Here is a 21,460-nt window from a genome sequence, read left to right as displayed (position 1 = left end):
ATCGCCATACAATACAGTGCATCGTAAGTTTCGTTTCTGGAGTCATACTATGAACGCTCAGCCTGCGCCCCCCGCCGCTGCGCCGCATCCTTTCACTCTGCGTCTGGCATTAGGGTTGGTGGGCGTGCTGATTGCCGCCTTGACCTCTGGATTGAATGACAGGACAAGCGATCTGGCGCTGGCAGATATCCGTACGGCTATCGGTATAGGTTTCGATCAAGGCAGTTGGATCACCTCGGTTTATCAGGCGGCGGAAGTCTCGGCCATGATGATCGCCCCTTGGTTTGCCGTGACCTTCTCGCTGCGCCGCTTTGCTCTGGTGGTGATCGGCGGTTTTGCCGCCGTCGGCGTAATCCAGCCGTTAATCACAGACCCTGGGCTGTTTATTGCGTTGCGCGTCGTGCAAGGTCTGTTTGGCGGCGCATTGCCCCCCTTGCTGATGACAGTGGCGCTGCGTTTTCTGCCCCCCACCATCAAGCTTTACGGGCTGGCCGCCTATGCGCTCACTGCCACCTTTGGCCCCAATGTCGCCGCGCCGCTGGCGGCGCTATGGACCGACAATCTGGGCTGGCAGTTTGTCTTTTGGCAAGCGATCCCGCTGTGTCTGATCGCCTTCTTATTGATAAGTTGGGGGTTGCCGCAGGATCCTTTACGCCTGGAACGTTTTCGTCAAATCGATCTGTTCGGCATGATCACCGGCTGTAGTGGCATCGCGCTATTGATTCTTTCGCTAACCCAGGGAGAACGACTCGACTGGTTCAATTCGCCATTGATCAGCCTGATGTTGCCGGTTTCTATTGCGCTGTTGGTGGTATTTTTGATCAACGAATGGTTCCATCCGTTGCCACTGCTAAAACTGCAACTACTGCAGCGAATAAATCTTTCTTATAGCCTGCTGACGCTGGCTGGCGTGCTGTTGCTGGCGTTGTCAGGCTCGATGCTGCCATCCTTTTACTTTTCGCAGGTGGAAGGCTTTCGCACCGTGCAATTCGCCCCCTTGGCGTTGGCCGTTGGCTTGCCACAATTGGTCATCGCGCCTTTAATCGCCACCCTGTTGAACCTGCGCTGGATAGATGCCCGCTGGGTACTGACCCTCGGTGCTGCGCTAATAGCCTGCTCTTGTCTGCTCGGAATGCAGTTGACAGACGACTGGGCGCGACAAAATTTCTGGCTGATCCAAAGCCTCCAGGCGTTTGGCCAACCGATGATGATTTTACCGGTGTTAATGACGTCTACCAGCGTGATCATGGCCCCAGAAGGCCCCTTTGCCTCGGCAATGTTTAACACCGTGCGCGGTTTTTCCGCAGTGGCGGCAAGCTGCCTGGTAGAAAACGTTATTACCCACCGGGAGAAATTTCACTCTCAGGTGCTGGTTGATCGGTTGGGCAATCACCCGTGGTTGATGACGGCAGAGAACGCCGATCGCGCCAGCGGTGCTATGCCCCTGTTGCCGGATGGTTCGGTCAGTTCAGCGGAAAATCTTGGGCATTTTTCGACGCTGCTAAAACATCAGGCGGTGATCCTCAGCATCAGTGACGCCTATCTGCTGATTATTGGTTTCGCCCTGCTGCTGGTGCTGTTGACCGCCTGGTTGCCGAAGCGGGTCTATCCACCGCAAACGCTTTTACCTTTAGTTCCAAAAACATCAGGATCATAACCATGAGCTTCACCCCTGCAAAACGAACCTTAACTTTGGCGTTGCTGCTGTTAGTCCTGCTGGCTATCGCTTTCTTTATTCGTGCCTCTCTCAATCGTCATCATTTTCGTACCGATGACGCGGTAGTCAGTGCTGATTACACGCTGGTGGCCCCCAAAATTTCCGGTTATATCCGCAGCGTGAATGTCGGTGATAATCAGCAGGTGAAAGCCGGTGAAGTGCTGGCAACCATCGACGACCAGGATTACCGCGTTGCGCTGGAAACGGCACAGGCCAATCTGCAAATTAGCCAGGCCAAACTCACCAGCATTCAAGCACAGCTGGATCAACAACAGGCCAATATTGCTCAGCAAGAAGCCAGCGTCAGCGCGAGCCAGGCTACGCTTAACTATGCCGGACAAAATGCCGATCGCTATCGCCGGTTGTTAAAAACCGGTACTGCCACCGCGGATGAACAGCAAAAATCCGCTTCCGTGATGCAAACCGCCGCAGCGCAGTTGAAACAGAACCAGGCCGCCGTGGTGTCTGCACGCAAGGAGGTTGGCGTGTTGCAGGCCAGCCGGAAACAGGCAGAAGCGAACATTGCCGCCTCACAGGCCAGCGTTGATCAGGCACGTCTGAACCTTTCCTATACGCGGATTGTTGCCCCAATTGGCGGCACTGTCGGCCAGCGCGCGGTACGTCAGGGTGCCTGGGTCTCCGCAGGAACACGCTTGCTGGCGGTGGTACCGCTGCAACAAAGCTATGTGGTCGCCAACTTTCTGGAAACCCAGCTGGCCAACGTCTCTGCCGGCCAGCCGGTGTCGATCAGCGTAGATGCGCTGCCTGGGGTGACATTACGGGGCCACGTAGACAGCATTGCGCCCGCAACAGGCTCCACGTTTGCCGCCATCAGCGCCGATAACGCCACCGGCAACTACACCAAAGTGGTGCAACGCCTGCCGGTGAAAATTCTGCTGGAGCCCAATCAGCCGGCGTTGGCGCGGCTGCGCGTCGGTATGTCGGTCGTACCGGAACTTGAGATGCGCTGATATTGGGCATCATCCTGATTTTTTGATAAAAAAAAGCCACCGTAAACGGTGGCTTTTTATTCGCTGACAGCAGCGCAATTTACTCCGCTGGGCGGCTGCGCGGACGGCGCGAAGGCGCACCTGAACGCGGCTTGCCATCACCCTGCGGGCGGGCGCTGCCACCACCGCGATTTTCACGCTGGCCGCCATTGCCGCTGCGCTGGCCACCGCCGTTACCGGAACGCTGACCACCGCCGTTGCCGCGTGGAGCACCACGTCCGCCACCCTGACGGCCATTGATGATAGGCTCCGCCTTGATGCTTGGATCCGGCTCGTAGCCTGGCAGGGCAATACGCGGAATTTCACGCTTCAGCAGACGTTCGATATCACGCAGCAGTTTGTGCTCATCCACACACACCAGCGAGATAGCCTCACCGGTACGTTCTGCACGGCCGGTACGGCCAATGCGGTGTACATAGTCTTCCGGTACGTTCGGCAGCTCGTAGTTCACCACGTGTGGCAGTTGGTCGATGTCCAACCCGCGCGCCGCGATGTCTGTCGCCACCAACACACGAATTTTGCCATCTTTAAAATCGGCCAATGCACGGGTACGGGCGCCCTGGCTTTTGTTGCCGTGGATGGCTGCGGCAGTGATGCCGTCTTTGTTCAGCTGTTCGGCCAGGTGGTTAGCGCCGTGCTTGGTGCGGTTGAACACCAACACTTGCTTCCAGTCACCTTCACCGATCATCTGGGACAGCAGTTCCCGCTTACGCTTCTTATCAACGAAGTGCACGCTCTGTTCGATTTGCTCGGACGCGGTATTACGACGCGCCACTTCAACCGATGCCGGGTTATGCAGCAGCTTGTTAGCCAATGCTTTAATGTCGTCGGAGAAGGTCGCAGAGAACAGCAGGTTCTGACGCTTGGCAGGCAGCTTGGCCAACACACGACGGATATCATGGATAAAGCCCATATCCAGCATGCGGTCCGCTTCGTCCAGCACCAGAATTTCAACTTTGGACAGGTCAACCGCACGTTGGTGTTCCAGATCCAGCAGACGGCCTGGTGTTGCCACCAAAACATCAACACCGCCACGCAGTTTCATCATCTGCGGGTTGATGCTCACGCCGCCAAATACCACCAGCGAACGCAGACGCAGATATTTGCTGTAGGATTCGACGTTTTCGCCGATCTGCGCCGCCAATTCACGGGTTGGCGTCAGGATCAGTGCACGTACAGGACGGCGACCTTTGACCGCATGATCATGCTTACTCAGCAGCTGTAGCAGCGGCAGGGTAAAGCCAGCGGTTTTACCGGTACCGGTCTGGGCGCTGGCCATCAGGTCACGACCTTCCAATACGACAGGAATCGCCTGGCGTTGAATTGGCGTAGGTTCGCGATAGCCCTGTTCTTCAACAGCGCGCAGAATTTCAGCACTTAAGCCGAGGGTTTCAAATGACATAAAGAGAAAAACTCCAGATCCCCCCTAACCTAACAGTGTTCGGTGCAGTTTCCTGGGAGGATTATCAGACGGGACATTAAGCATGACCACGAGGGATTGGCACAAACTGCAGTGCACCAAGCGGGCGATTGTAGCAGAAGTCGAACAAGAAAACGTAATTTAAGTGACTCAGAGCACAATATGCCGAGAATTCAGCCTAGTCCGAAAAAAAGCCCTTAAATAAATCACGGTTACTGATTGCATTTCGTGCAATCTGGCATAAAGTTAATCATATGATTGATTAACTTTAGCGAGCGTCATCAATGCCAAACAATCAAACGGCCAGCCGGGCTCGCGGTGAACAGGCACGCCAGCAGCTGATCGCCGCCGCCATCGAGATGTTCGGTGAATACGGCATTCAGGGTGCCACCACCCGCGATATTGCGCAGCGCGCCGGGCACAATATCGCGGCCATCACCTACTACTTCAATTCCAAAGAGGGCCTTTACCTGGCCGTCGCACAGTGGATTGCCGACTTTATCCAGCAGGCATTTCGCCCCCTGGCCGACGAGATTGATCGCTTCTGGCAGTTGCCAGAGGCCGAACGCCCGCGGGAATACTATCTCGAGCACCTTAAACGCGGCCTGCTGGCATTCAGCGACCTGATGACGCAACCGCAGACGCTCAACCTCAGCAAGATTATGTCGCGTGAGCAGCTTTCCCCCACTGACGCCTATCCTCTGATTCACCAACAAGTGGTCGCCCCCTTGCATGACAAGCTTTGCCGACTGCTGGCGGCCTACACAGGCATCGACCCGCATTCGACCAAAATCGTGCTGCATACCCACGCACTGATTGGCGAAGTGTTGTCGTTCCGCGTGGCGAGGGAAACCGTACGCCGGCAGGCTGGCTGGCAGCAAATCGGCACCGCCGAGGCGGATCAAATCAGCGAAGTGTTGGCTGAACACATTGAAATTCTGGTTAATGGGCTGCGCCAACGCTATGGCGCGTAAATTCAGGCAGGGAGTGTTATGAATAAGAAACGCAGTGCCCTCATTGTTGCAGTTATTGTACTTATCGCCGCGGCCATTTACGGGGTTTGGTATTACCAACAGCAGCAAGAAAAACCGCTGACGCTGTACGGCAACGTAGATATCCGCACAGTGAATTTGGGGTTCCGTGTTGATGGGCGGCTGGCGTCGCTGACGGTCGATGAAGGCGATACCCTCCAGCCTGGGCAATTGCTTGGCAAACTGGACGATGCCCCATACCTCAATGCATTGCAGCAGGCGCAGGCTAACGTGGGTAGCGCCAAAGCCAAACTGGCACTGCTGCTGGCCGGTTATCGCGCCGAGGAAATTGCGCAGGTACGCTCAGAAGTGGCTCAACGTCTGTCGGCCTTTAACTACGCCGATAGCTTCCTGAAGCGGCAACAAGGGCTGTGGGCAAAAAACGCCACCTCCGCCGACGCGCTGGAAGATGCCCATACCTCACGCAATCAAGCCCTGGCCAACCTGCAAGCGTCGAAAGACAAGCTATCGCAATACCTGAGCGGTAACCGCCCACAGGAGATTGAAGAAGCCAAAGCTAACCTTGCGCAAAGCGAAGCCGCGCTGGCTCAGGCGCAGCTGAATTTACAAGATACCCGTCTGGTTTCCCCGTCAGCGGGCACGGTGCTGACCCGTGCGGTCGAACCGGGCAGCATGCTTGCCGCCGGTGGCACGGTATTTACCCTGTCGCTGACGCGCCCGGTGTGGGTGCGCGCCTATGTCAACGAAGTCAGTCTGGGCAAAGCAGCCCCCGGCACCGAACTGGAAATTTATACTGACAGCCGGCCAAACAAGCCGTATCACGGCAAAATCGGCTTTGTGTCACCCACCGCTGAATTCACGCCGAAAAGCGTGGAAACGCCGGACCTGCGCACCGATTTGGTGTACCGGCTACGCGTTATCGTCACTGACGCCGATGACGCATTGCGCCAGGGAATGCCAGTCACCGTTCGCTTTGCCAAACCTTAAGGGGGTGGTGATGGAACAGGTGATTGAACTTGAAGCGCTGGAAAAACGTTTCCCGACATTGGAAAAGCCGGCGGTCGCCAGCCTCACCACCCGACTGACCAGCGGTGCCGTCACCGGGCTGGTTGGCCCAGACGGCGCGGGTAAAACCACCCTGCTGCGTATGCTGGCAGGGCTACTGAAACCCAGTAGCGGCACACTGCGTGTCGCCGGGCTGGATCCGATCGCCCAGGATCGCCAGCTGCACGCCATCCTCGGTTACATGCCACAGAAATTTGGCCTGTATGAAGATCTGACGGTGATGGAAAACCTGACGCTTTACGCCGATCTGCGCGGTGTGACCGGTGATCTGCGTAAACAGACGTTTGATCGGCTGCTGACATTTACCGATCTCACCCGCTTCACCACCCGGTTGGCGGGCAAACTTTCCGGCGGCATGAAGCAAAAGCTCGGGCTGGCCTGTACGCTGGTCGGGCAGCCGCAGGTGCTGCTGCTGGATGAGCCTGGCGTCGGGGTCGATCCGATCTCACGGCGCGAACTGTGGCGCATGGTGCACGAACTGGCCAACGACGGCATGTTGATCCTGTGGAGCACCTCTTATTTGGACGAAGCTGAACAGTGCCGCGAAGTTTTGCTGCTCAATGAGGGCGAGCTGCTCTTTAGTGGCGCCCCCCAGGATCTTACCCAGCGCATGGCTGGGCGCACCGTGCTGATCGCGCCGCCCGCCGGTAATCACCGGGCCCTGCTGCAACGGGCGATCTGCCTGCCTGCAGTCACTGACGGTGTGATCCAGGGTAAATACCTGCGATTGATCCTCAAAGAAGGTGAAGATCATCGGCAATTGCTACAGGCGCTGGATCTGCCGGACGCCGAATTGAGCGAGGCGGATCCTCGGTTTGAAGATGCGTTTATCGATTTGCTCGGCGGTGGACCGAACAGTAAATCAGCGCTGGCGGAGATCATGCCTACCGTTGAAGGCGAAAAAACTGAAACCGTGATCGAAGCGCAGGGGCTGACAAAGAAATTTGGCGACTTCGCCGCCACCGATCACGTGGACTTCACAGTGCAACGCGGTGAGATTTTTGGCCTGCTGGGCCCGAACGGTGCCGGTAAATCCACCACGTTTAAAATGATGTGCGGGTTATTGGTGCCAACCGAAGGCAAAGCACTGGTGCTGGGTATGGATCTCAAAACCAGTTCCGGCAAGGCTCGCCAGCATTTGGGGTATATGGCGCAGAAATTCTCGCTGTACGGTAACCTGACCGTGGCGCAAAACCTGAAGTTTTTCTCCGGGGTTTACGGCCTGAGCGGCAAGGCGCAGCGCGAAAAAATCGGCGAGATGTCCAACGCCTTCAATTTTGGCCCCATCCTCGACCAAACACCGGATTCGCTGCCGCTTGGCTTCAAACAGCGGTTAGCGCTGGCCTGCGCACTTATGCACGAGCCGGATATTCTGTTTCTCGATGAACCGACCTCCGGCGTCGATCCGCTGACCCGCCGTGAGTTTTGGCTGCACATTAATGGCATGGTGGACAAAGGCGTGACCGTGATGGTCACCACCCACTTTATGGACGAAGCGGAATACTGCGACCGCATTGGGCTGGTGTACCGCGGCAAGATCATTGCCGCAGGCACTCCGGACGATCTCAAACACCAGATCGCCAGCGCCGAGAATCCCAATCCGTCGATGGAGCAGGCGTTTATCGAACTGGTGCAAGGTTATGATCAGGAGGAGCAGCCATGAGTAGCAAAATGGCCACCCGCGACGACAGCGGTTTTTCCTGGCGACGCCTGCGCGCACTGTGCCTGAAAGAGACGCGGCAAATCCTGCGCGATCCGAGCAGCGGGCTGATCGCCTTTGTCATTCCACTGATGCTGCTGTTTATCTTCGGTTACGGCATCAATCTGGACTCCAGCAAGTTGCGGCTGGGGATCCTGATGGAACAACAAAGCGAAGATGCACGCGATCTGGCGAATGCCTTTGCCGGCTCACCCTATATCGAACCGACCATTAGCGATAACCGTCAACAGTTAATCCAACTGATGCAGGCGGGCCGTATCCGCGGGCTGGTCGTGATCCCCAATGATTTTGCTCAACGCATGGCACGGCCACAAGATAGCGCACCGATTCAAATTATTACCGACGGTAGCGAGCCAAACACCGCCAACTTTGTTCAAGGTTATACCCAGGGAGTGTGGCAAATCTGGCAGCAGCAACGCGCCACCGATCGCGGGCGTGAGGAAAAGCCGTTAATTGATGTTCAGATGCGCTATTGGTTCAACCCGGCGGCGATCAGCCGGCATTACATTATCCCCGGCGCCATCACCATTATCATGACGGTGATCGGCGCTATCCTTACCTCACTGGTGATCGCCCGTGAATGGGAACGTGGCACCATGGAGGCTCTGCTCTCCACTCAGGTCACGCGTGCCGAACTGCTGTTGTCCAAACTGGTGCCTTATTACTTCCTCGGCATGATCGCCATGGTGTTGTGCATGGGGGTGTCGGTATGGGTACTTGGCGTCCCCTACCGCGGCTCGCTGCTGATTTTATTCGTCATCAGTAGCCTGTTCCTTGCCAGTACGCTCGGTATGGGGCTGCTGATTTCGACCATCACCCGTAACCAGTTCAACGCAGCAATGGTGGCGCTGAATGCTGCCTTTCTGCCGTCGATCATGCTGTCTGGATTTATCTTCCAGATAGACAGCATGCCGGCCATCGTGCGGGCTGTAACCTACATCATTCCGGCGCGTTACTTCGTCAGCACGCTACAAACGCTGTTTCTGGCGGGCAACGTCGGCACAGTGCTGATGGTTAACCTGTTGTTCCTGATCGCTTCGGCGGTGGTATTTATTGGCCTGACCGCCTGGAAAACCCAGCGACGGCTGGATTAAGGAGCTAGATGATGTTTCACCGTCTTTGGACGTTAATCATCAAGGAAATGCAGACGTTACTGCGCGATCCGCAAACGCGGACCATTTTGATTATGCCGGTGATCTTGCAGGTCCTGCTGTTCCCGTTCGCCGCTACGCTGGAGGTGACCAATGCCACCATCGCGGTTTATAGCGAAGACAGCGGCCATGCCTCCGTCGAACTGACCCAGCGTTTTGCCAAAGCAAAAGCCTTCTCCCATGTGCTGCTGTTGCGTAGCCCACAGGAGATCCAAGCCACCATCGACAATCAAAAAGCCCTGCTGCTGATCCGCTTCCCAGCGCAATTCTCGCGTGATATCGCTACTGGCAATACCGCCCCGCTGCAGCTGTTGTTGGATGGGCGCAACTCCAACAGTGCGCAGATCGCTGCCAACTATGTGCAGCAAATTGTACAGGACTATCAAAATGAGCTGATCGGTGAGCGCGCCAAGCCTAACAACAGCGAGTTGGTAATACGCAATTGGTATAACCCGAACCTGGACTATAAATGGTTTGTGGTGCCGTCATTGATTGCCATGATCACCACCATCGGCGTGCTGATTGTCACCTCACTGTCAGTAGCACGTGAGCGCGAACAGGGTACGCTGGAACAGCTGTTGGTGTCGCCGTTAACCACCTGGCAGATATTTATCGGCAAAGCGGTCCCCGCGCTGATCGTCGCGACCTTCCAGGCCAGCATCGTGTTGTTGATTGGTATCTTTATCTATCAGATTCCGTTCGCCGGTTCACTGCTGCTGTTCTACGGCACGATGCTGGTTTACGGGCTGTCGTTGGTGGGGTTCGGCTTGCTGATTTCGTCGCTGTGCGCCACTCAGCAACAGGCGTTTATCGGTGTATTCGTGTTTATGATGCCGGCTATCCTGCTTTCCGGTTATGTCTCGCCAGTGGAAAACATGCCGGTATGGCTGCAAAACCTCACCTGGCTCAACCCGATCCGCCACTTTACCGACATCACTAAACAGATTTACCTGAAGGACGCCAGTTTCAGCATCATCTGGCACAGCCTGTGGCCGTTGTTGGTGATCACCGCCACCACCGGCAGCGCCGCCTACGCCATGTTCCGACGCAAAATTGCATAAAAAAAGACTCTGCGATAGGGATCGCAGAGTCTTTCTATTCACTATAAATTCTATGGATTTCAAGCTGCAGTTTGAAAGAAGACGGATTTAGCGGCGGTTGCCGAAAATACGTAGCAACATCAAGAACAGGTTGATGAAATCAAGGTACAGCGTCAGTGCGCCGACAATGGCGTATTTACGGAAACTGTCTTTGTCATCCGAGTTCAGCTGCTCGCCCATGGCTTTCAGCTTCTGGGTGTCGTACGCCGTCAGGCCAACAAACACCACCACACCGATGTAGGTAATCGCCCACATCAGCGCCGAGCTTTTCAGCCAGATATTGACCAGTGAAGCCAGCACAATCCCGATCAGCGCCATAAACAGCATGCTGCCGAAACCACTCAAATCACGCTTGGTGGTGTAGCCGTAGAGGCTCATTGCACCGAACATACCGGCAGTCACCACAAACGTGCTGGCGATTGAACTGTAGGTATAAGCGATGAAAATGCTGGAAAGCGTCAACCCGGTCAGTGCCGAATAGAGCATAAACAGCGCGGTGGCTACCGTACCGTTCAGGCGGTTGACCATACCGGAAATGACAAACACCAGCCCCAACTGCACGATAATCAGGCCGAAGAAGGTGATCTGGCTGGAGAAGATAAAGTTAAGGATCGCAGGCGTGTTAGCCGCGTACCAGGAAACAAACGCCGTCAACAGCATGCCGCAGGTCATCCAGCCATAAACCTGCGCCATGTAAGCCTGAATGCCGCTGTTGGCACGTTCGACGATTGAACCATTAGAGCGTGGATATCGGTCCATGACGGTTACCTTTTATGTGTGAAACAAGATTTAAATCCCCCGGTACCCATCACCTTTCAAGCCCCAGTTTGCCTGGCGGTAACTTGAAATTCATAGGGTATCCCAAGGATCTACCTGCTATAAGCGTACCACAGAAAACCTAACGCGAAAGCAGCAAAGGTATTGATTTGTTTCCGCTGTTTATCGGCTATTTAACCGCTTTATGCCAGCGTTCCGCCGCCTGTCGATCGCTGTCACGCGCATCGACCCAGCGGTCACCCTGCCCAACCGCTTCACGCTTCCAGAAGGGTGCGCGAGTTTTCAGGTAATCCATGATGAACTCGGTGGCTTCAAAAGCCATGCTGCGGTGCGCACTGGTCACGCCAACAAACACGATTTCATCGCCAGGAAACAGCTCGCCTACACGGTGGATGACCGTTGCACGCTGCAACGGCCAGCGGCTACGGGCTTCGTCCAGGATCTCCGCCAATGCTTTTTCGGTCATTCCCGGATAATGTTCCAGTGTTAGCGCACTGACGTTATCGCCCAGGTTGTGATTACGCACCTTGCCGGTAAACGTCACGACAGCGCCATCGTCATCGCACTGCGCCAACCATTGGTATTCATCACCCACATTAAATGGCGCTTCACCTACGCGGATACGGGTATTTTCCACCATTAACCTCCGGTTACCGGTGGAAAGAAAGCGACTTCATCACCTGCGCGCAGCGGGTGTTCGGCCGCCACCAGCGACTGATTCACCGCAGTCAGTAGCTTTCCGGACTCCAGTGCCAGCGCCCAGCGATCACCCCGGGAACACAGCGCCTTACGCAGTGCCTCTACCGTTGGGTAGTCCGCCGGCATAGACAAATCGCCGGTGCCGACCAGTTCGCGCACCTGCGCAAAAAACAGAATATTAATCATAGTTCCACCTTAAAATCACCGGACTTACCGCCGCTTTTCGCCAGTAGCCGCACCGGGCCGATCACCATATCTTTCTGTACCGCTTTACACATGTCATAAATGGTCAACGCAGCCACCGAGGCTGCGGTCAGGGCTTCCATTTCAACCCCCGTCTTACCGGTCAACCGGCAGCAGGTTTCAATCCGTACCCGGCTGTGTTCCGGCTGTGCTTCCAGCTGCACTTCAACTTTGCTCAGCATCAGTGGGTGGCACAGTGGGATCAGTTCCCAGGTGCGTTTTGCCGCCTGAATACCGGCTATGCGCGCCGTGGCGAATATGTCGCCCTTGTGGTGACTGCCGTCGATAATCATCGCCAGAGTTGCGGGTAGCATCTCCACGAAAGCCTCGGCACGCGCCTCGCGCACCGTCTCAGCTTTAGCGGAAACATCGACCATATGGGCTTCGCCCGCGGCGTTAATGTGAGTTAGCTGCGTCATATTTTTATTTCTTCAGATGTGGCAGGAAGTTGCACGGACGGTGGCGTGCGTCCAGTTGCTCTCCAATAATACGTTCCCAGGCCGTACGGCAGGCCCGGGTCGATCCAGGCATGGCAAAAATCACCGTCTGGTTAGCAATCCCAGCCAAGGCACGCGATTGGATGGTGGCGGTGCCAATCTCTTCATAAGACACCATGCGGAACAGCTCGCCGAACCCTTCCACTTCACGATCAAACAGCGGCAACAGGGCTTCCGGCGTGTTATCACGGGCCGTAAAACCGGTGCCGCCGGTAATCAGCACTGCCTGTACTTTTTCGTCGGCGATCCACGCGGAAACTTGTGCACGGATTTGATAAATGTCGTCTTTGCTGATGGCGCGATCCACAACCTGGTGCCCCGCTTCAAGCGCGGCTTCCTGCAGGTATTGGCCGGAGGTATCTTCTGCTTCACCACGACTGTCTGAAACGGTCAAAATAGCGATATGTGCCGGAATGAATTCACTGCTGGCATGACTCATTGTTCAATATGCTCCTATTTAGGATACCCAATAGATTTCAAGTTGCAGCTCGGCGGCCAGTGCGTCAATCCCCAGGCGCTGACTCAAGTCAGTGACTGGGGTGCACGCTCGCAGCCAACAAGGCTGCGGCTTGAAATATGCCGGGTATCAGCCGCCGATAAACGACAGGTTTTGCGTGATGCCACTGTTGCCCTGGTGCAGGAAGTGGGTTTGCTTTTTGGTCAGCAGCCCGCCCTGAATGCGATCCTTCAATTCCTCAAGCTGGCTGTCATCCGCCAGCAGATCGCGCAAGGTAATGCCCTGTTCACCAAACAGACACAGGTGCAGGTTACCGATGGCGGACACCCGCAGTCGGTTGCAACTGGCACAGAAATCTTTCTCGTACGGCATGATTAAGCCCACCTCGCCCTGATAGTCCGGGTGACTGAACACCTGGGCCGGACCGTCGCTACGGCCGCGTGGCTGGCGCTGCCAACCTTGCTGCTCCAGCTGTAAGCGAATCACATCGCCAGACACGTGGTGTTTGCGGAACAGTTCTCCGCCCTCGCCGGTTTCCATCAGTTCGATAAAACGCAGTTGGATTGGGCGGTCTTTTATCCAGTGCAGGAAGGTACCCAGTTGCTGATGGTTAACATCACGCATCAGCACGGCATTAACCTTTACTTTGTTGAAGCCGGCAGTGAAAGCGGCATCGATACCCTCCATCACCTGACGAAATTTATCCTGGCCGGTGATGGCATGAAATTGTCGGGGATCCAGGCTGTCGACGCTGACGTTGATTGCCGTCAGGCCGGCATCACGCCAGCCGGCGACGTCGCGCGCCAGACGGTAGCCATTCGTGGTCACGGCAAGCTGGCGTATAGCCGGGTTTTCACGCACGGCGGCAATGATCTCGGTAAAATCGCGACGCAGCGAGGGCTCGCCGCCGGTCAGGCGCACTTTTTCTGTGCCCAGCTCGGCGAATGCGCGGCTAACACGTCTGATCTCATCCAGTGACAAGAAGGTTTTTGGGCTACCATTAGGACGATAGCCATCCGGCAGGCAGTAGGTGCAACGAAAGTTACACACGTCGGTAATCGACAGGCGCAAGTAATAGAACTTACGCTCATAAGCATCAATGAGTTGCGGCACCATAACACCTTCCAAAGTCGGGAGGCGCGAGCGTTTCCACTCTGCACCCTGGTGGCTAACTTCGCCACGGCCAAAGCGCCATATCATCCGCGAGAACAACGTAGGCCCAGAGGCTAGGAGTTTTGGTTTCAGTTCCTACTGATTGAGTAGCCGGAACGAAACCGTGGTTTTCATCAGAATTCTAGCGCTAAACAAACTGGATAGCCAACGCGCAATTTCGCTATATAATTGTGTATACAGCGATTTTAAGCGGCTCCAAATCTGATAAACCATGATAAACGCCCTTTACGCAGACGAATTGACCGGAATCACGTGAATCACACTCTTTTTCGCGTTTTTGCGCCAAATCCGCTACTTTATGCGGGCAGTTAAGCCCCTTTGTAAGGAAATTTATGCGTAATCGTACCCTGGCCGACCTCGATCGGGTGGTGGCATTAGGTGGTGGCCATGGCCTGGGCCGCGTAATGTCTTCCCTGTCGTCTTTAGGATCCCGTTTAACCGGTATTGTCACCACCACCGATAACGGCGGCTCAACCGGCCGTATCCGACGTTCAGAAGGCGGCATCGCCTGGGGCGACACCCGTAACTGCCTCAATCAGTTGATCACGGAACCGAGCGTGGCTTCCGCCATGTTTGAATATCGTTTCAGCGGCAATGGTGAGCTCTCGGGACACAACCTCGGTAACCTGATGCTGAAGGCATTGGATCACCTCAGCGTTCGCCCACTGGAAGCGATCAATCTGGTGCGAAGCTTACTGAAGGTAGATGCAGCCCTGATCCCGATGTCCGAGCAGCCCGTGGATCTGATGGCGCACGACCACGAAGGCAACCATGTCTACGGTGAAGTGAATGTCGATCAGCTGACCGACATGCCGCAAGAGTTGATGCTGTCACCGCGCGTCAACGCGACGCGCGAAGCGTTGGATGCCATTGCACAGGCCGATGTGATTCTGATCGGGCCAGGTAGCTTCCTGACCAGCCTGATGCCCCTGCTGCTGCTTGATGACCTCACGCAGGCCTTGCGCCGCAGCAGCGCCAATATGATTTATATCGGTAACCTGGGACGGGAACTGAGCGTCGCGGCTGCAGCCTTGACGCTGAAAAATAAGCTGGAACTGATGGAAGAGAAGATTGGTCGCCAGATGATCGACGCGCTGATTGTCGGCCCCTCGGTGGATGCCAGTGAAGTGCAAGATCGCGTGGTGATCAAACAACCGCTGGAAGCGACCGATATCCCCTACCGCCACGATCGTCAATTGCTGCGCCAGGCGCTGGATCAGGCGTTGATCGAATTAGGCACCCGCGCCTAAGCACTTACTTGCCGCCACGCAACCACGGGTTATCGCTGGCGGCTTTTTCGATCATGTCGATGTAAAGATCTTCCACCTGCTTGCGCGCCCAAGGGGTACGACGCAAAAACTTGAGGCTGGACTTAATGCTGGGATCACTGCTGAAGCAGTTGATGCGAATGCGTTCAGCCAGCCCCGACCAACCGTAGCTCTCCACCAGTTTATTCAGAAGTTGTTCCAGAGTGACGCCGTGCAGCGGGTCTTTGGACTGGTGTTCGGTCATGATCGGTAGCTCGTTGTAGTGAATTGGCCGCACACCATAATCAGCTTTGGCGGGAGCGACAAGGACTTTATGTTTGGCAGCGCCGCGCTCCGCGGCGCCCCAACCGGTCACGAAATAGCGATAAACTGCTCGCGCAGCTGGTGAATCTCGTCGCGCAAGCCCGCCGCCTGTTCGAACTCAAGGTTCTGTGCGTGGGTGTACATCTGCGCTTCCAGCTCGCGGATTTTTTGATCCAGCGCTTTCGGCGTGAGGTTCTGGTATTGCTCGGTATTTTCCGCCGCCTTGCCCTTCCCTCGGCCTTTACCGCGATTACCCGGTTTGCCCAGCTGCAGAATATCGGAAATTTTCTTGTTCAGGCCCTGTGGCACAATGCCGTTTTCTTCGTTGAACGCCTGCTGTTTGGCGCGGCGGCGTTCAGTCTCGCCGATCGCCCTGGCCATTGAGTCGGTAATTCTGTCGCCGTAAAGAATCGCCTTGCCGTTCAGGTTACGCGCCGCACGGCCAATGGTCTGGATTAACGAACGTTCAGAACGCAGGAAGCCTTCTTTATCGGCGTCCAAAATCGCCACCAGTGACACCTCAGGCATGTCCAACCCCTCACGCAGTAAGTTGATACCCACCAGCACATCAAACTCGCCCAGGCGCAGGTCACGAATGATTTCGACACGTTCTACGGTATCAATGTCCGAATGCAGGTAACGTACGCGCTCACCGTGTTCTTCCAGGTATTCCGTCAGGTCTTCCGCCATGCGTTTGGTCAAGGTGGTGACCAACACGCGTTCGTTGATCGCCACCCGCTTACGGATCTCGGAAAGCAGGTCATCCACCTGCGTCGTCACAGGCCGCACTTCTATCTGAGGATCCAGTAGCCCAGTCGGCCGCACAACCTGATCGATGATGTCATCACCGGATTTCTCCAGCTCATACTTGCCTGGCGTAGCTGACACATAAATCGTCTGCGGAGCCAGTGCTTCAAATTCTTCAAAACGCAGCGGGCGGTTGTCCAGTGCCGAAGGCAGACGGAAACCGTATTCGACCAAGGTTTCCTTACGCGAACGGTCGCCCTTGAACATGGCCCCGATTTGCGGAATGGTGACGTGGGATTCGTCGACCACCAGCAGGCCATCCGCCGGTAAATAATCAAACAGCGTTGGGGGCGGCTCGCCTTCTCCACGCCCTGACAGATAGCGCGAGTAGTTTTCAATGCCGGAGCAATAGCCCAGTTCGTTCATCATCTCCAGATCAAACTGGGTGCGTTGCGTCAAACGTTGTTCTTCCAGCAGCTTATTGTTGGCCAGCAACACCTTTCGCCGCTCGGCCAGATCCACTTTGATCTCTTCCATCGCCTGCAGGATCCGCTCACGCGGCGTCACGTAGTGCGACTTTGGATAAATGGTAAAGCGCTGCACTATCTGCTCGATCTGCCCGGTCAAGGGATCAAACAGCGAAAGCCGTTCAACTTCTTCGTCAAACAGCTCAATGCGCAGCGCCAACTCGTCTGATTCAGCCGGGAAAATATCGATCACCTCGCCACGTACGCGGAAAGTTGCACGCTGGAAGGCCTGATCGTTACGGGTATATTGCAGCTCTGCCAAGCGGCGCAGAATCGAACGCTGATCGATAATCATGCCTTTGGTCAAATGCAGCATCATCTTCAGGTACAGATCCGGATCGCCCAAGCCGTAGATCGCGGACACCGACGCCACCACGATAACGTCACGACGCTCCAGCAACGCTTTAGTCGCAGAAAGGCGCATTTGTTCGATGTGTTCATTCACCGCGGCGTCTTTCTCAATAAACGTGTCGGAACTCGGGACGTAGGCTTCGGGTTGGTAGTAGTCGTAGTAAGAAACAAAATACTCGACCGCATTCTCGGGAAAGAACTCTTTCATCTCGCCGTAAAGCTGTGCCGCCAGCGTTTTGTTGGGTGCCAGCACCATGGTTGGCCGGTTCAGATCGGCGATCACATTGGCGATAGTGAAGGTCTTACCCGAACCGGTAACGCCCAACAGCGTCTGGTGAGCCAGGCCGTCTTCCAGGCCCTCTTCCAGCTTACTGATGGCTTGCGGCTGATCGCCGGCCGGTTTGAAATCAGAATGCAGTTTGAAAATTTTACTCATTGACTCGGCTACCCTGTGGAGATGTGCGCGCTCAGGCGGCCATAGAGCTGATGCTCGATGAATGGCCTCTAATTATGGAAAGCCCCGGCGATTTTCGCCAGTGCCTATGATACTGGATATAAAACCAGCTTCAAGCGATTCGTCTGTTTTGCGTGCGTCAAACCAGGCGGAATGCACCGGCAGGGTTACAGCGGCGTGACATTTTTATTGTCAATAACAGATTTATCCCCAAAATCCGCCACGAATTAACTTATTGATAGCACTGCGGTGAAAAATCATACATAGAGACTTCATCAATACATTGGCCGCTTGATTTTAGTTAATTTATTGATAAATAACTAATTTATAAAAAAGACGAGATTGCGGACAAAGCGAACAGAACCCGCGTCAGCTCTCGCTTCAAACCGCTTTTCTAAATCTAATGCACAAGGTTATCCACAGGAATAGTGGATAACTCTCACCGCCCCGCCAGCGACGGGAGTTGCAGAAAGAACGCTTTTTGCCATTTCTCATTGCCTGAACGGCTTTTTTAGTTATTTTTTCACAGAAATATCGCTTTGTTTATGCCGATTAATGCTAAAAAGCCCCATTGCCAAAAACAGATTTATCTCATTGTTGCCGTCACCTGTTGCATCTTTCCACAACCGCCGAAACAGCTTGCACCATAACCATTCTGCAGAGCACTGGAAGAGTGCAAAAATCGTCCGCGTTAACTTTCCCCCGCTTTTCTCACTTGTTCAACACCCTTGCCTTAGCCCGGCCAGCCGTTAACAAGGCAATAACAATCCCTCATTTTTAACTGATTTTAAAAGTTGGCCCATAGCTTGCATTACCTTTGCATACCCAATAACTACCGGGATAAATATCCACTAATGAACGGGGAAGTGATCGGCTATCCGTTCACTCAAAAGGCAGCACGAAATAGCCATCATTTGCGTGTAAAAAACAAAAGAACGCTGATAAACAGCTATTAGCCACCATTTTTGGCTCCCTATTGCTGATTTAAGCCTGAACCTAACTACCTAATTAAAGGTAGCTTAACAGCATTTTATTCTGGACATTAAGACACTCGGGAAAGAAACCGCAAACGCGGAAACGGCAACAAGGATTGGAAAAAACAAGGAAGTAGAGAGTTCGATTAACGTTCCTGCGCCGGTCGTCCTGTCGCACTACCCGGTGCGAACAGCGCGGCCCGTTGAGGGGACGTTCCGCCAGCGCCCCAAGGGGGCGTACATCCACGAGTGGAATACAGGTCTTTGAGGAGAAATGCCAAATGTTGAGTTTAAGGGCAGTAAATCAGTTCTACGGCCAAAATCACACCCTTTGGGACATCAATCTTGAGCTGCAACGCGGCCAATGTACGGTGCTGATTGGCCGTAACGGCGTGGGAAAAACCACATTGGTCAACTGTATTATGGGTCACTTGCCTGTCGTCAGTGGCAGCATGACCTGGCAATTGGCCGGCGAACCTCCGCAGAATCTATTACAGCAACCGGTTGAAACCCGAGCCGCTCTGGGAATCAGCTATGTACCCCAGGGCCGGCAGATCTTTTCTCAACTCAGCGTAGAAGAAAATCTGCAGGTAGCACTCATGGCCGGCCGCGATAAGACCCGCCGTATTCCGCCATTGATTTACGCCCTGTTCCCCAACCTGCGGGAAATGCGCAGTCGCCGCGCCGGCGACTTAGGCGACGGTGAACAACAACAGCTGGCGATTGGCCGTGCCCTGGTACTGGAACCCGAGTTACTGATACTCGATGAACCCACTCACGGCGTTCAGCCGACGATCGCTGGCGACATCGCTAACGTGATTCGTAAACTTAACCGCGAACTGGGTATGACTATCCTGTTAGTCGAGCACAAACTGCCGTTTGTTCGTCGCGTAGCGGATCGTTTTTGCCTCATGGATCAGGGACGCAGTGTGGCAGATGGCACACTGGAACAGTTGGATGAGGAATTGATCAATGCCTATTTGGCAGTGTGACAGGCGGGGCGTGAAATATTTCGCCCCACTTCTTATTGAAGATCGAGAACGGGTGCTTTGCTAAGGACACCCGCTGTTGTACCAACACTGACAGAACCATGCCGTCTGGCGACTGCCAAGCCTTCCCTTCATATTCAACGGGTTTTCACACCATTTAAACTTGAATTGAGGGTTAGACCATGGCTGATAATGACGCACAATTTATTCAATATAGCGATCTGGACAATAAGCACTGGACGTTAAAAGAACGCCTCGATGTGGAAGGCATTTACGTCAAGTCACGTGACGAACTGATCAAAGCGCAAACCTTCATTAAAGACACATTAAAAAGACCAGCAATCGTCAAATTCACTGCGCCCTTTGAGGAATGGGTCGCGCCCAAGACCGATATCGACGTAGGCTTCGTTTATATCGACGGTAATGGCGTAAAAATTACCACTAATATTCCAGGTGGTACTGAAAGCGATCACAACTACTTTATGCGTTGCTACGCAACGTCTCTCGCATTGGATAATGGGATCCCCATTCGTCCAGCACCTATCCTGAAAAACTTTACTGTCAAAGGAATAGGAGCAAAACAACCCGAAGTGGAGGGTCAGCCTCCAGTGTATAATTTTATTGATGGGATCATTTTTCAATCACCGGAAAGTTTGCTGGGAAACTTCGCCGTAAGCAGCGTTTATATTTCCGGTTTTTATTACGGCATGTATTTTGGTACCAACGCCTATATTGGACATCACTATGCCTGTGAGATCGTCCGCTGCTTTGAATGCGTACATATGCCACACGCTGACTCTGGGGCTAAAAACTTTGGGGAAGGTATCAATTTCTTTGGCGGTACCCTTGGTAATTCGCAAGGGCTTGCTATCGGCAACCAGAATCCTAACGGTGCATTTCGTTTCTTTGGAACATCAATAGATTACGCCAGTGCCATTGTGAATGTGAAAGCCGGCAGCGTCGAATTGCACGGCTGTCATATCGAGTTCAACAATGAAAACAGCCTAATCACAGATATCCCATTCCGCTGTAGTGCTAACCAGAATGCTTCATTACTCATTCAAGGTGGAGAGATCATCACGCTGAAAGGCTCTTTGCCTCAAGACTATTGTTTCTACGCCGAAACGGGTAGCAGCGGAATCATTGTCGAAAACGTTAAATTCTATGGGGTAAGAACCCTGACCGGTCGTTATTTCGGCGGCACCGGCGACTTCGTGATTAGCAATAGCCGTCTCGACGGCGGCGGCGCGGGTGCCGGTATTCAAACCTTGACCACGGAGAACAATAACAAAATAAAGGACGGCAATTTTTCATTTACCACCAAACCCTTTGGCTGGGAAGTCTCCGGCGGTAATATCAACGATCCTTTCACTTCAGATGCCATTACTCTCGCCATCGAATCAGGGGCAGGCATTAACGGCAGCAATGCACTAAAAGTGACCAAACTGGGCAATACCAATTCCAGGGCGGGCGTGCAGTTGGTTGTTCCCGTTTCGCAATATGAACAACTCGGTGCCTGTTTTACGATGAAAATACTGAATGGCGGCACCAGCAATATCTATAGCTCACTCCAGTATGCCTGCATTCAGGAAACGGAAGGCAACGGCGTATCAATCATCGCCAAATCGGATACCGCCGCCTGGGACGGCACGCTCAGGGTCACTGACTATGCCGAGTTCAAAGAGTATCGTTTTAACAGCAACAGACGAAAAGTGCCGGTTTGGGCAACCCATGTCATCTTGTCTTTCAATTTGTATGCGTTAGCGAAAAACGGGGTGCTTTACCTCGATAATGCTTGCATCACCGCCATGTAAAACAGTAAATCA

General features: G+C 54.3%; 19 protein-coding genes and 1 riboswitch. Of the genes, 10 read left to right on the top strand and 9 right to left on the bottom strand.

The features are described 5' to 3' along the window. Nucleotides 1–49 precede the first annotated feature (49 nt). Entirely contained in the window at nucleotides 50–1,657 is a 1,608-nt protein-coding gene (locus AC2FCQ_RS14040; protein WP_404760130.1) for an MFS transporter, read from the top strand. 2 nt (nucleotides 1,658–1,659) lie between these two features. Further along, the gene (locus AC2FCQ_RS14035) at nucleotides 1,660–2,688 is read left to right on the top strand and encodes an HlyD family secretion protein (protein WP_404760131.1); all 1,029 of its coding nucleotides are present in this window, start codon (nucleotides 1,660–1,662) and stop codon (nucleotides 2,686–2,688) included. Nucleotides 2,689–2,767: 79 nt separating this feature from the next. Here AC2FCQ_RS14035 and rhlE read toward each other — a convergent pair whose 3' ends face one another. Then, entirely contained in the window at nucleotides 2,768–4,129 is a 1,362-nt protein-coding gene (gene rhlE / locus AC2FCQ_RS14030; protein ID WP_209632209.1) for an ATP-dependent RNA helicase RhlE, read from the bottom strand. Between the two features lie 302 nt (nucleotides 4,130–4,431). Between rhlE and AC2FCQ_RS14025 the strand changes: the two genes are divergently transcribed. The 5 genes from AC2FCQ_RS14025 to AC2FCQ_RS14005 are packed head-to-tail and all read left to right on the top strand — an operon-like array spanning nucleotide 4,432 to nucleotide 10,136. After that, nucleotides 4,432–5,121: a transcriptional regulator gene (locus tag AC2FCQ_RS14025; protein WP_209632208.1), complete on the top strand. Its 690-nt coding sequence runs from the start codon at nucleotides 4,432–4,434 to the stop codon at nucleotides 5,119–5,121. Nucleotides 5,122–5,139: 18 nt separating this feature from the next. Continuing rightward, entirely contained in the window at nucleotides 5,140–6,126 is a 987-nt protein-coding gene (hlyD, locus tag AC2FCQ_RS14020) for a secretion protein HlyD (RefSeq protein ID WP_490308577.1), read from the top strand. A gap of 10 nt (nucleotides 6,127–6,136) precedes the next feature. Beyond that, complete coding sequence (locus tag AC2FCQ_RS14015; protein ID WP_490308578.1) at nucleotides 6,137–7,867, top strand: ATP-binding cassette domain-containing protein; 1,731 nt, start codon at nucleotides 6,137–6,139, stop codon at nucleotides 7,865–7,867. Next, nucleotides 7,864–9,018: an ABC transporter permease gene (locus tag AC2FCQ_RS14010; protein ID WP_209632205.1), complete on the top strand. Its 1,155-nt coding sequence runs from the start codon at nucleotides 7,864–7,866 to the stop codon at nucleotides 9,016–9,018. Before AC2FCQ_RS14015 ends, AC2FCQ_RS14010 begins: the two co-directional genes overlap by 4 nt. An 11-nt stretch (nucleotides 9,019–9,029) precedes the next feature. After that, nucleotides 9,030–10,136: an ABC transporter permease gene (locus AC2FCQ_RS14005; RefSeq protein ID WP_490308579.1), complete on the top strand. Its 1,107-nt coding sequence runs from the start codon at nucleotides 9,030–9,032 to the stop codon at nucleotides 10,134–10,136. Between the two features lie 87 nt (nucleotides 10,137–10,223). Here AC2FCQ_RS14005 and AC2FCQ_RS14000 read toward each other — a convergent pair whose 3' ends face one another. The 6 genes from AC2FCQ_RS14000 to moaA all read right to left on the bottom strand — a co-directional run bounded on the left by AC2FCQ_RS14000 (nucleotide 10,224) and on the right by moaA (nucleotide 13,964). Beyond that, nucleotides 10,224–10,934 (bottom strand): Bax inhibitor-1/YccA family protein, encoded by a 711-nt coding sequence (locus AC2FCQ_RS14000; RefSeq protein ID WP_209632203.1) that lies wholly within the window; start codon nucleotides 10,932–10,934, stop codon nucleotides 10,224–10,226. 187 nt (nucleotides 10,935–11,121) lie between these two features. Continuing rightward, on the bottom strand, nucleotides 11,122–11,589 hold the full coding sequence (gene moaE / locus AC2FCQ_RS13995) for a molybdopterin synthase catalytic subunit MoaE (protein ID WP_265554869.1): 468 nt from the start codon (nucleotides 11,587–11,589) through the stop codon (nucleotides 11,122–11,124). Nucleotides 11,590–11,591: 2 nt separating this feature from the next. Then, the gene (gene moaD, locus AC2FCQ_RS13990; protein WP_209632202.1) at nucleotides 11,592–11,837 is read right to left on the bottom strand and encodes a molybdopterin synthase sulfur carrier subunit; all 246 of its coding nucleotides are present in this window, start codon (nucleotides 11,835–11,837) and stop codon (nucleotides 11,592–11,594) included. Then, a complete protein-coding gene (gene moaC, locus AC2FCQ_RS13985) occupies nucleotides 11,834–12,313 on the bottom strand; it encodes a cyclic pyranopterin monophosphate synthase MoaC (protein WP_490308580.1) in 480 nt (159 codons plus the stop codon). The genes moaD and moaC overlap by 4 nt, the downstream gene beginning before the upstream one ends. Nucleotides 12,314–12,317: 4 nt before the next feature. Further along, on the bottom strand, nucleotides 12,318–12,830 hold the full coding sequence (gene moaB / locus AC2FCQ_RS13980) for a molybdenum cofactor biosynthesis protein B (RefSeq protein ID WP_209632201.1): 513 nt from the start codon (nucleotides 12,828–12,830) through the stop codon (nucleotides 12,318–12,320). A gap of 147 nt (nucleotides 12,831–12,977) precedes the next feature. Next, a complete protein-coding gene (moaA, locus tag AC2FCQ_RS13975; protein WP_404760133.1) occupies nucleotides 12,978–13,964 on the bottom strand; it encodes a GTP 3',8-cyclase MoaA in 987 nt (328 codons plus the stop codon). Next, a riboswitch (molybdenum cofactor riboswitch) is annotated at nucleotides 13,951–14,093 on the bottom strand. It overlaps the preceding gene by 14 nt. Before the next feature lie 260 nt (nucleotides 14,094–14,353). Here moaA and yvcK point away from each other — a divergent pair. Beyond that, nucleotides 14,354–15,271, top strand: coding sequence for a uridine diphosphate-N-acetylglucosamine-binding protein YvcK (yvcK, locus tag AC2FCQ_RS13970; RefSeq protein WP_209632199.1), 918 nt, complete (start codon nucleotides 14,354–14,356; stop codon nucleotides 15,269–15,271). Between the two features lie 4 nt (nucleotides 15,272–15,275). Here the strand turns inward: yvcK and AC2FCQ_RS13965 are convergent, their stop codons facing one another. Both AC2FCQ_RS13965 and uvrB read right to left on the bottom strand, forming a co-directional pair. Next, nucleotides 15,276–15,533, bottom strand: coding sequence for a VF530 family protein (locus AC2FCQ_RS13965; protein WP_209632198.1), 258 nt, complete (start codon nucleotides 15,531–15,533; stop codon nucleotides 15,276–15,278). A gap of 107 nt (nucleotides 15,534–15,640) precedes the next feature. Continuing rightward, nucleotides 15,641–17,653 carry an excinuclease ABC subunit UvrB gene (gene uvrB / locus AC2FCQ_RS13960; protein ID WP_209632197.1) on the bottom strand — a complete coding sequence of 671 codons (2,013 nt, stop codon included), beginning with the start codon at nucleotides 17,651–17,653 and terminating at the stop codon, nucleotides 15,641–15,643. 1,273 nt (nucleotides 17,654–18,926) lie between these two features. Between uvrB and AC2FCQ_RS13955 the strand changes: the two genes are divergently transcribed. After that, entirely contained in the window at nucleotides 18,927–19,637 is a 711-nt protein-coding gene (locus tag AC2FCQ_RS13955) for an ATP-binding cassette domain-containing protein (protein WP_209632196.1), read from the top strand. A gap of 179 nt (nucleotides 19,638–19,816) precedes the next feature. Continuing rightward, nucleotides 19,817–21,448, top strand: a complete 1,632-nt coding sequence (locus AC2FCQ_RS13950; protein WP_209632195.1) for a hypothetical protein — start codon at nucleotides 19,817–19,819, stop codon at nucleotides 21,446–21,448. Nucleotides 21,449–21,460 lie beyond the last annotated feature (12 nt).

This window comes from Serratia sp. CoH_134_PS_4 (assembly GCF_058190535.1).
Note: the sequence above shows the minus strand (reverse complement) of the source record. Positions and strands in the feature narration are given on the sequence as shown.

Bases quoted from the DNA above. Each gene is read 5' to 3' on its own strand.
- hlyD (WP_490308577.1), top strand. From the start codon at position 5,140: ATGAATAAGAAACGCAGTGCCCTCATTGTTGCAGTTATTGTACTTATC.
- moaC (WP_490308580.1), bottom strand. From the start codon at position 12,313: ATGACGCAGCTAACTCACATTAACGCCGCGGGCGAAGCCCATATGGTC.
- moaB (WP_209632201.1), bottom strand. From the start codon at position 12,830: ATGAGTCATGCCAGCAGTGAATTCATTCCGGCACATATCGCTATTTTG.
- AC2FCQ_RS14005 (WP_490308579.1), top strand. From the start codon at position 9,030: ATGTTTCACCGTCTTTGGACGTTAATCATCAAGGAAATGCAGACGTTA.
- AC2FCQ_RS13955 (WP_209632196.1), top strand. From the start codon at position 18,927: ATGTTGAGTTTAAGGGCAGTAAATCAGTTCTACGGCCAAAATCACACC.
- uvrB (WP_209632197.1), bottom strand. From the start codon at position 17,653: ATGAGTAAAATTTTCAAACTGCATTCTGATTTCAAACCGGCCGGCGAT.
- AC2FCQ_RS14010 (WP_209632205.1), top strand. From the start codon at position 7,864: ATGAGTAGCAAAATGGCCACCCGCGACGACAGCGGTTTTTCCTGGCGA.
- AC2FCQ_RS14025 (WP_209632208.1), top strand. From the start codon at position 4,432: ATGCCAAACAATCAAACGGCCAGCCGGGCTCGCGGTGAACAGGCACGC.
- AC2FCQ_RS13965 (WP_209632198.1), bottom strand. From the start codon at position 15,533: ATGACCGAACACCAGTCCAAAGACCCGCTGCACGGCGTCACTCTGGAA.
- moaA (WP_404760133.1), bottom strand. From the start codon at position 13,964: ATGGTGCCGCAACTCATTGATGCTTATGAGCGTAAGTTCTATTACTTG.
- yvcK (WP_209632199.1), top strand. From the start codon at position 14,354: ATGCGTAATCGTACCCTGGCCGACCTCGATCGGGTGGTGGCATTAGGT.
- moaD (WP_209632202.1), bottom strand. From the start codon at position 11,837: ATGATTAATATTCTGTTTTTTGCGCAGGTGCGCGAACTGGTCGGCACC.
- AC2FCQ_RS14000 (WP_209632203.1), bottom strand. From the start codon at position 10,934: ATGGACCGATATCCACGCTCTAATGGTTCAATCGTCGAACGTGCCAAC.
- AC2FCQ_RS14035 (WP_404760131.1), top strand. From the start codon at position 1,660: ATGAGCTTCACCCCTGCAAAACGAACCTTAACTTTGGCGTTGCTGCTG.
- rhlE (WP_209632209.1), bottom strand. From the start codon at position 4,129: ATGTCATTTGAAACCCTCGGCTTAAGTGCTGAAATTCTGCGCGCTGTT.
- AC2FCQ_RS14015 (WP_490308578.1), top strand. From the start codon at position 6,137: ATGGAACAGGTGATTGAACTTGAAGCGCTGGAAAAACGTTTCCCGACA.
- AC2FCQ_RS14040 (WP_404760130.1), top strand. From the start codon at position 50: ATGAACGCTCAGCCTGCGCCCCCCGCCGCTGCGCCGCATCCTTTCACT.
- AC2FCQ_RS13950 (WP_209632195.1), top strand. From the start codon at position 19,817: ATGGCTGATAATGACGCACAATTTATTCAATATAGCGATCTGGACAAT.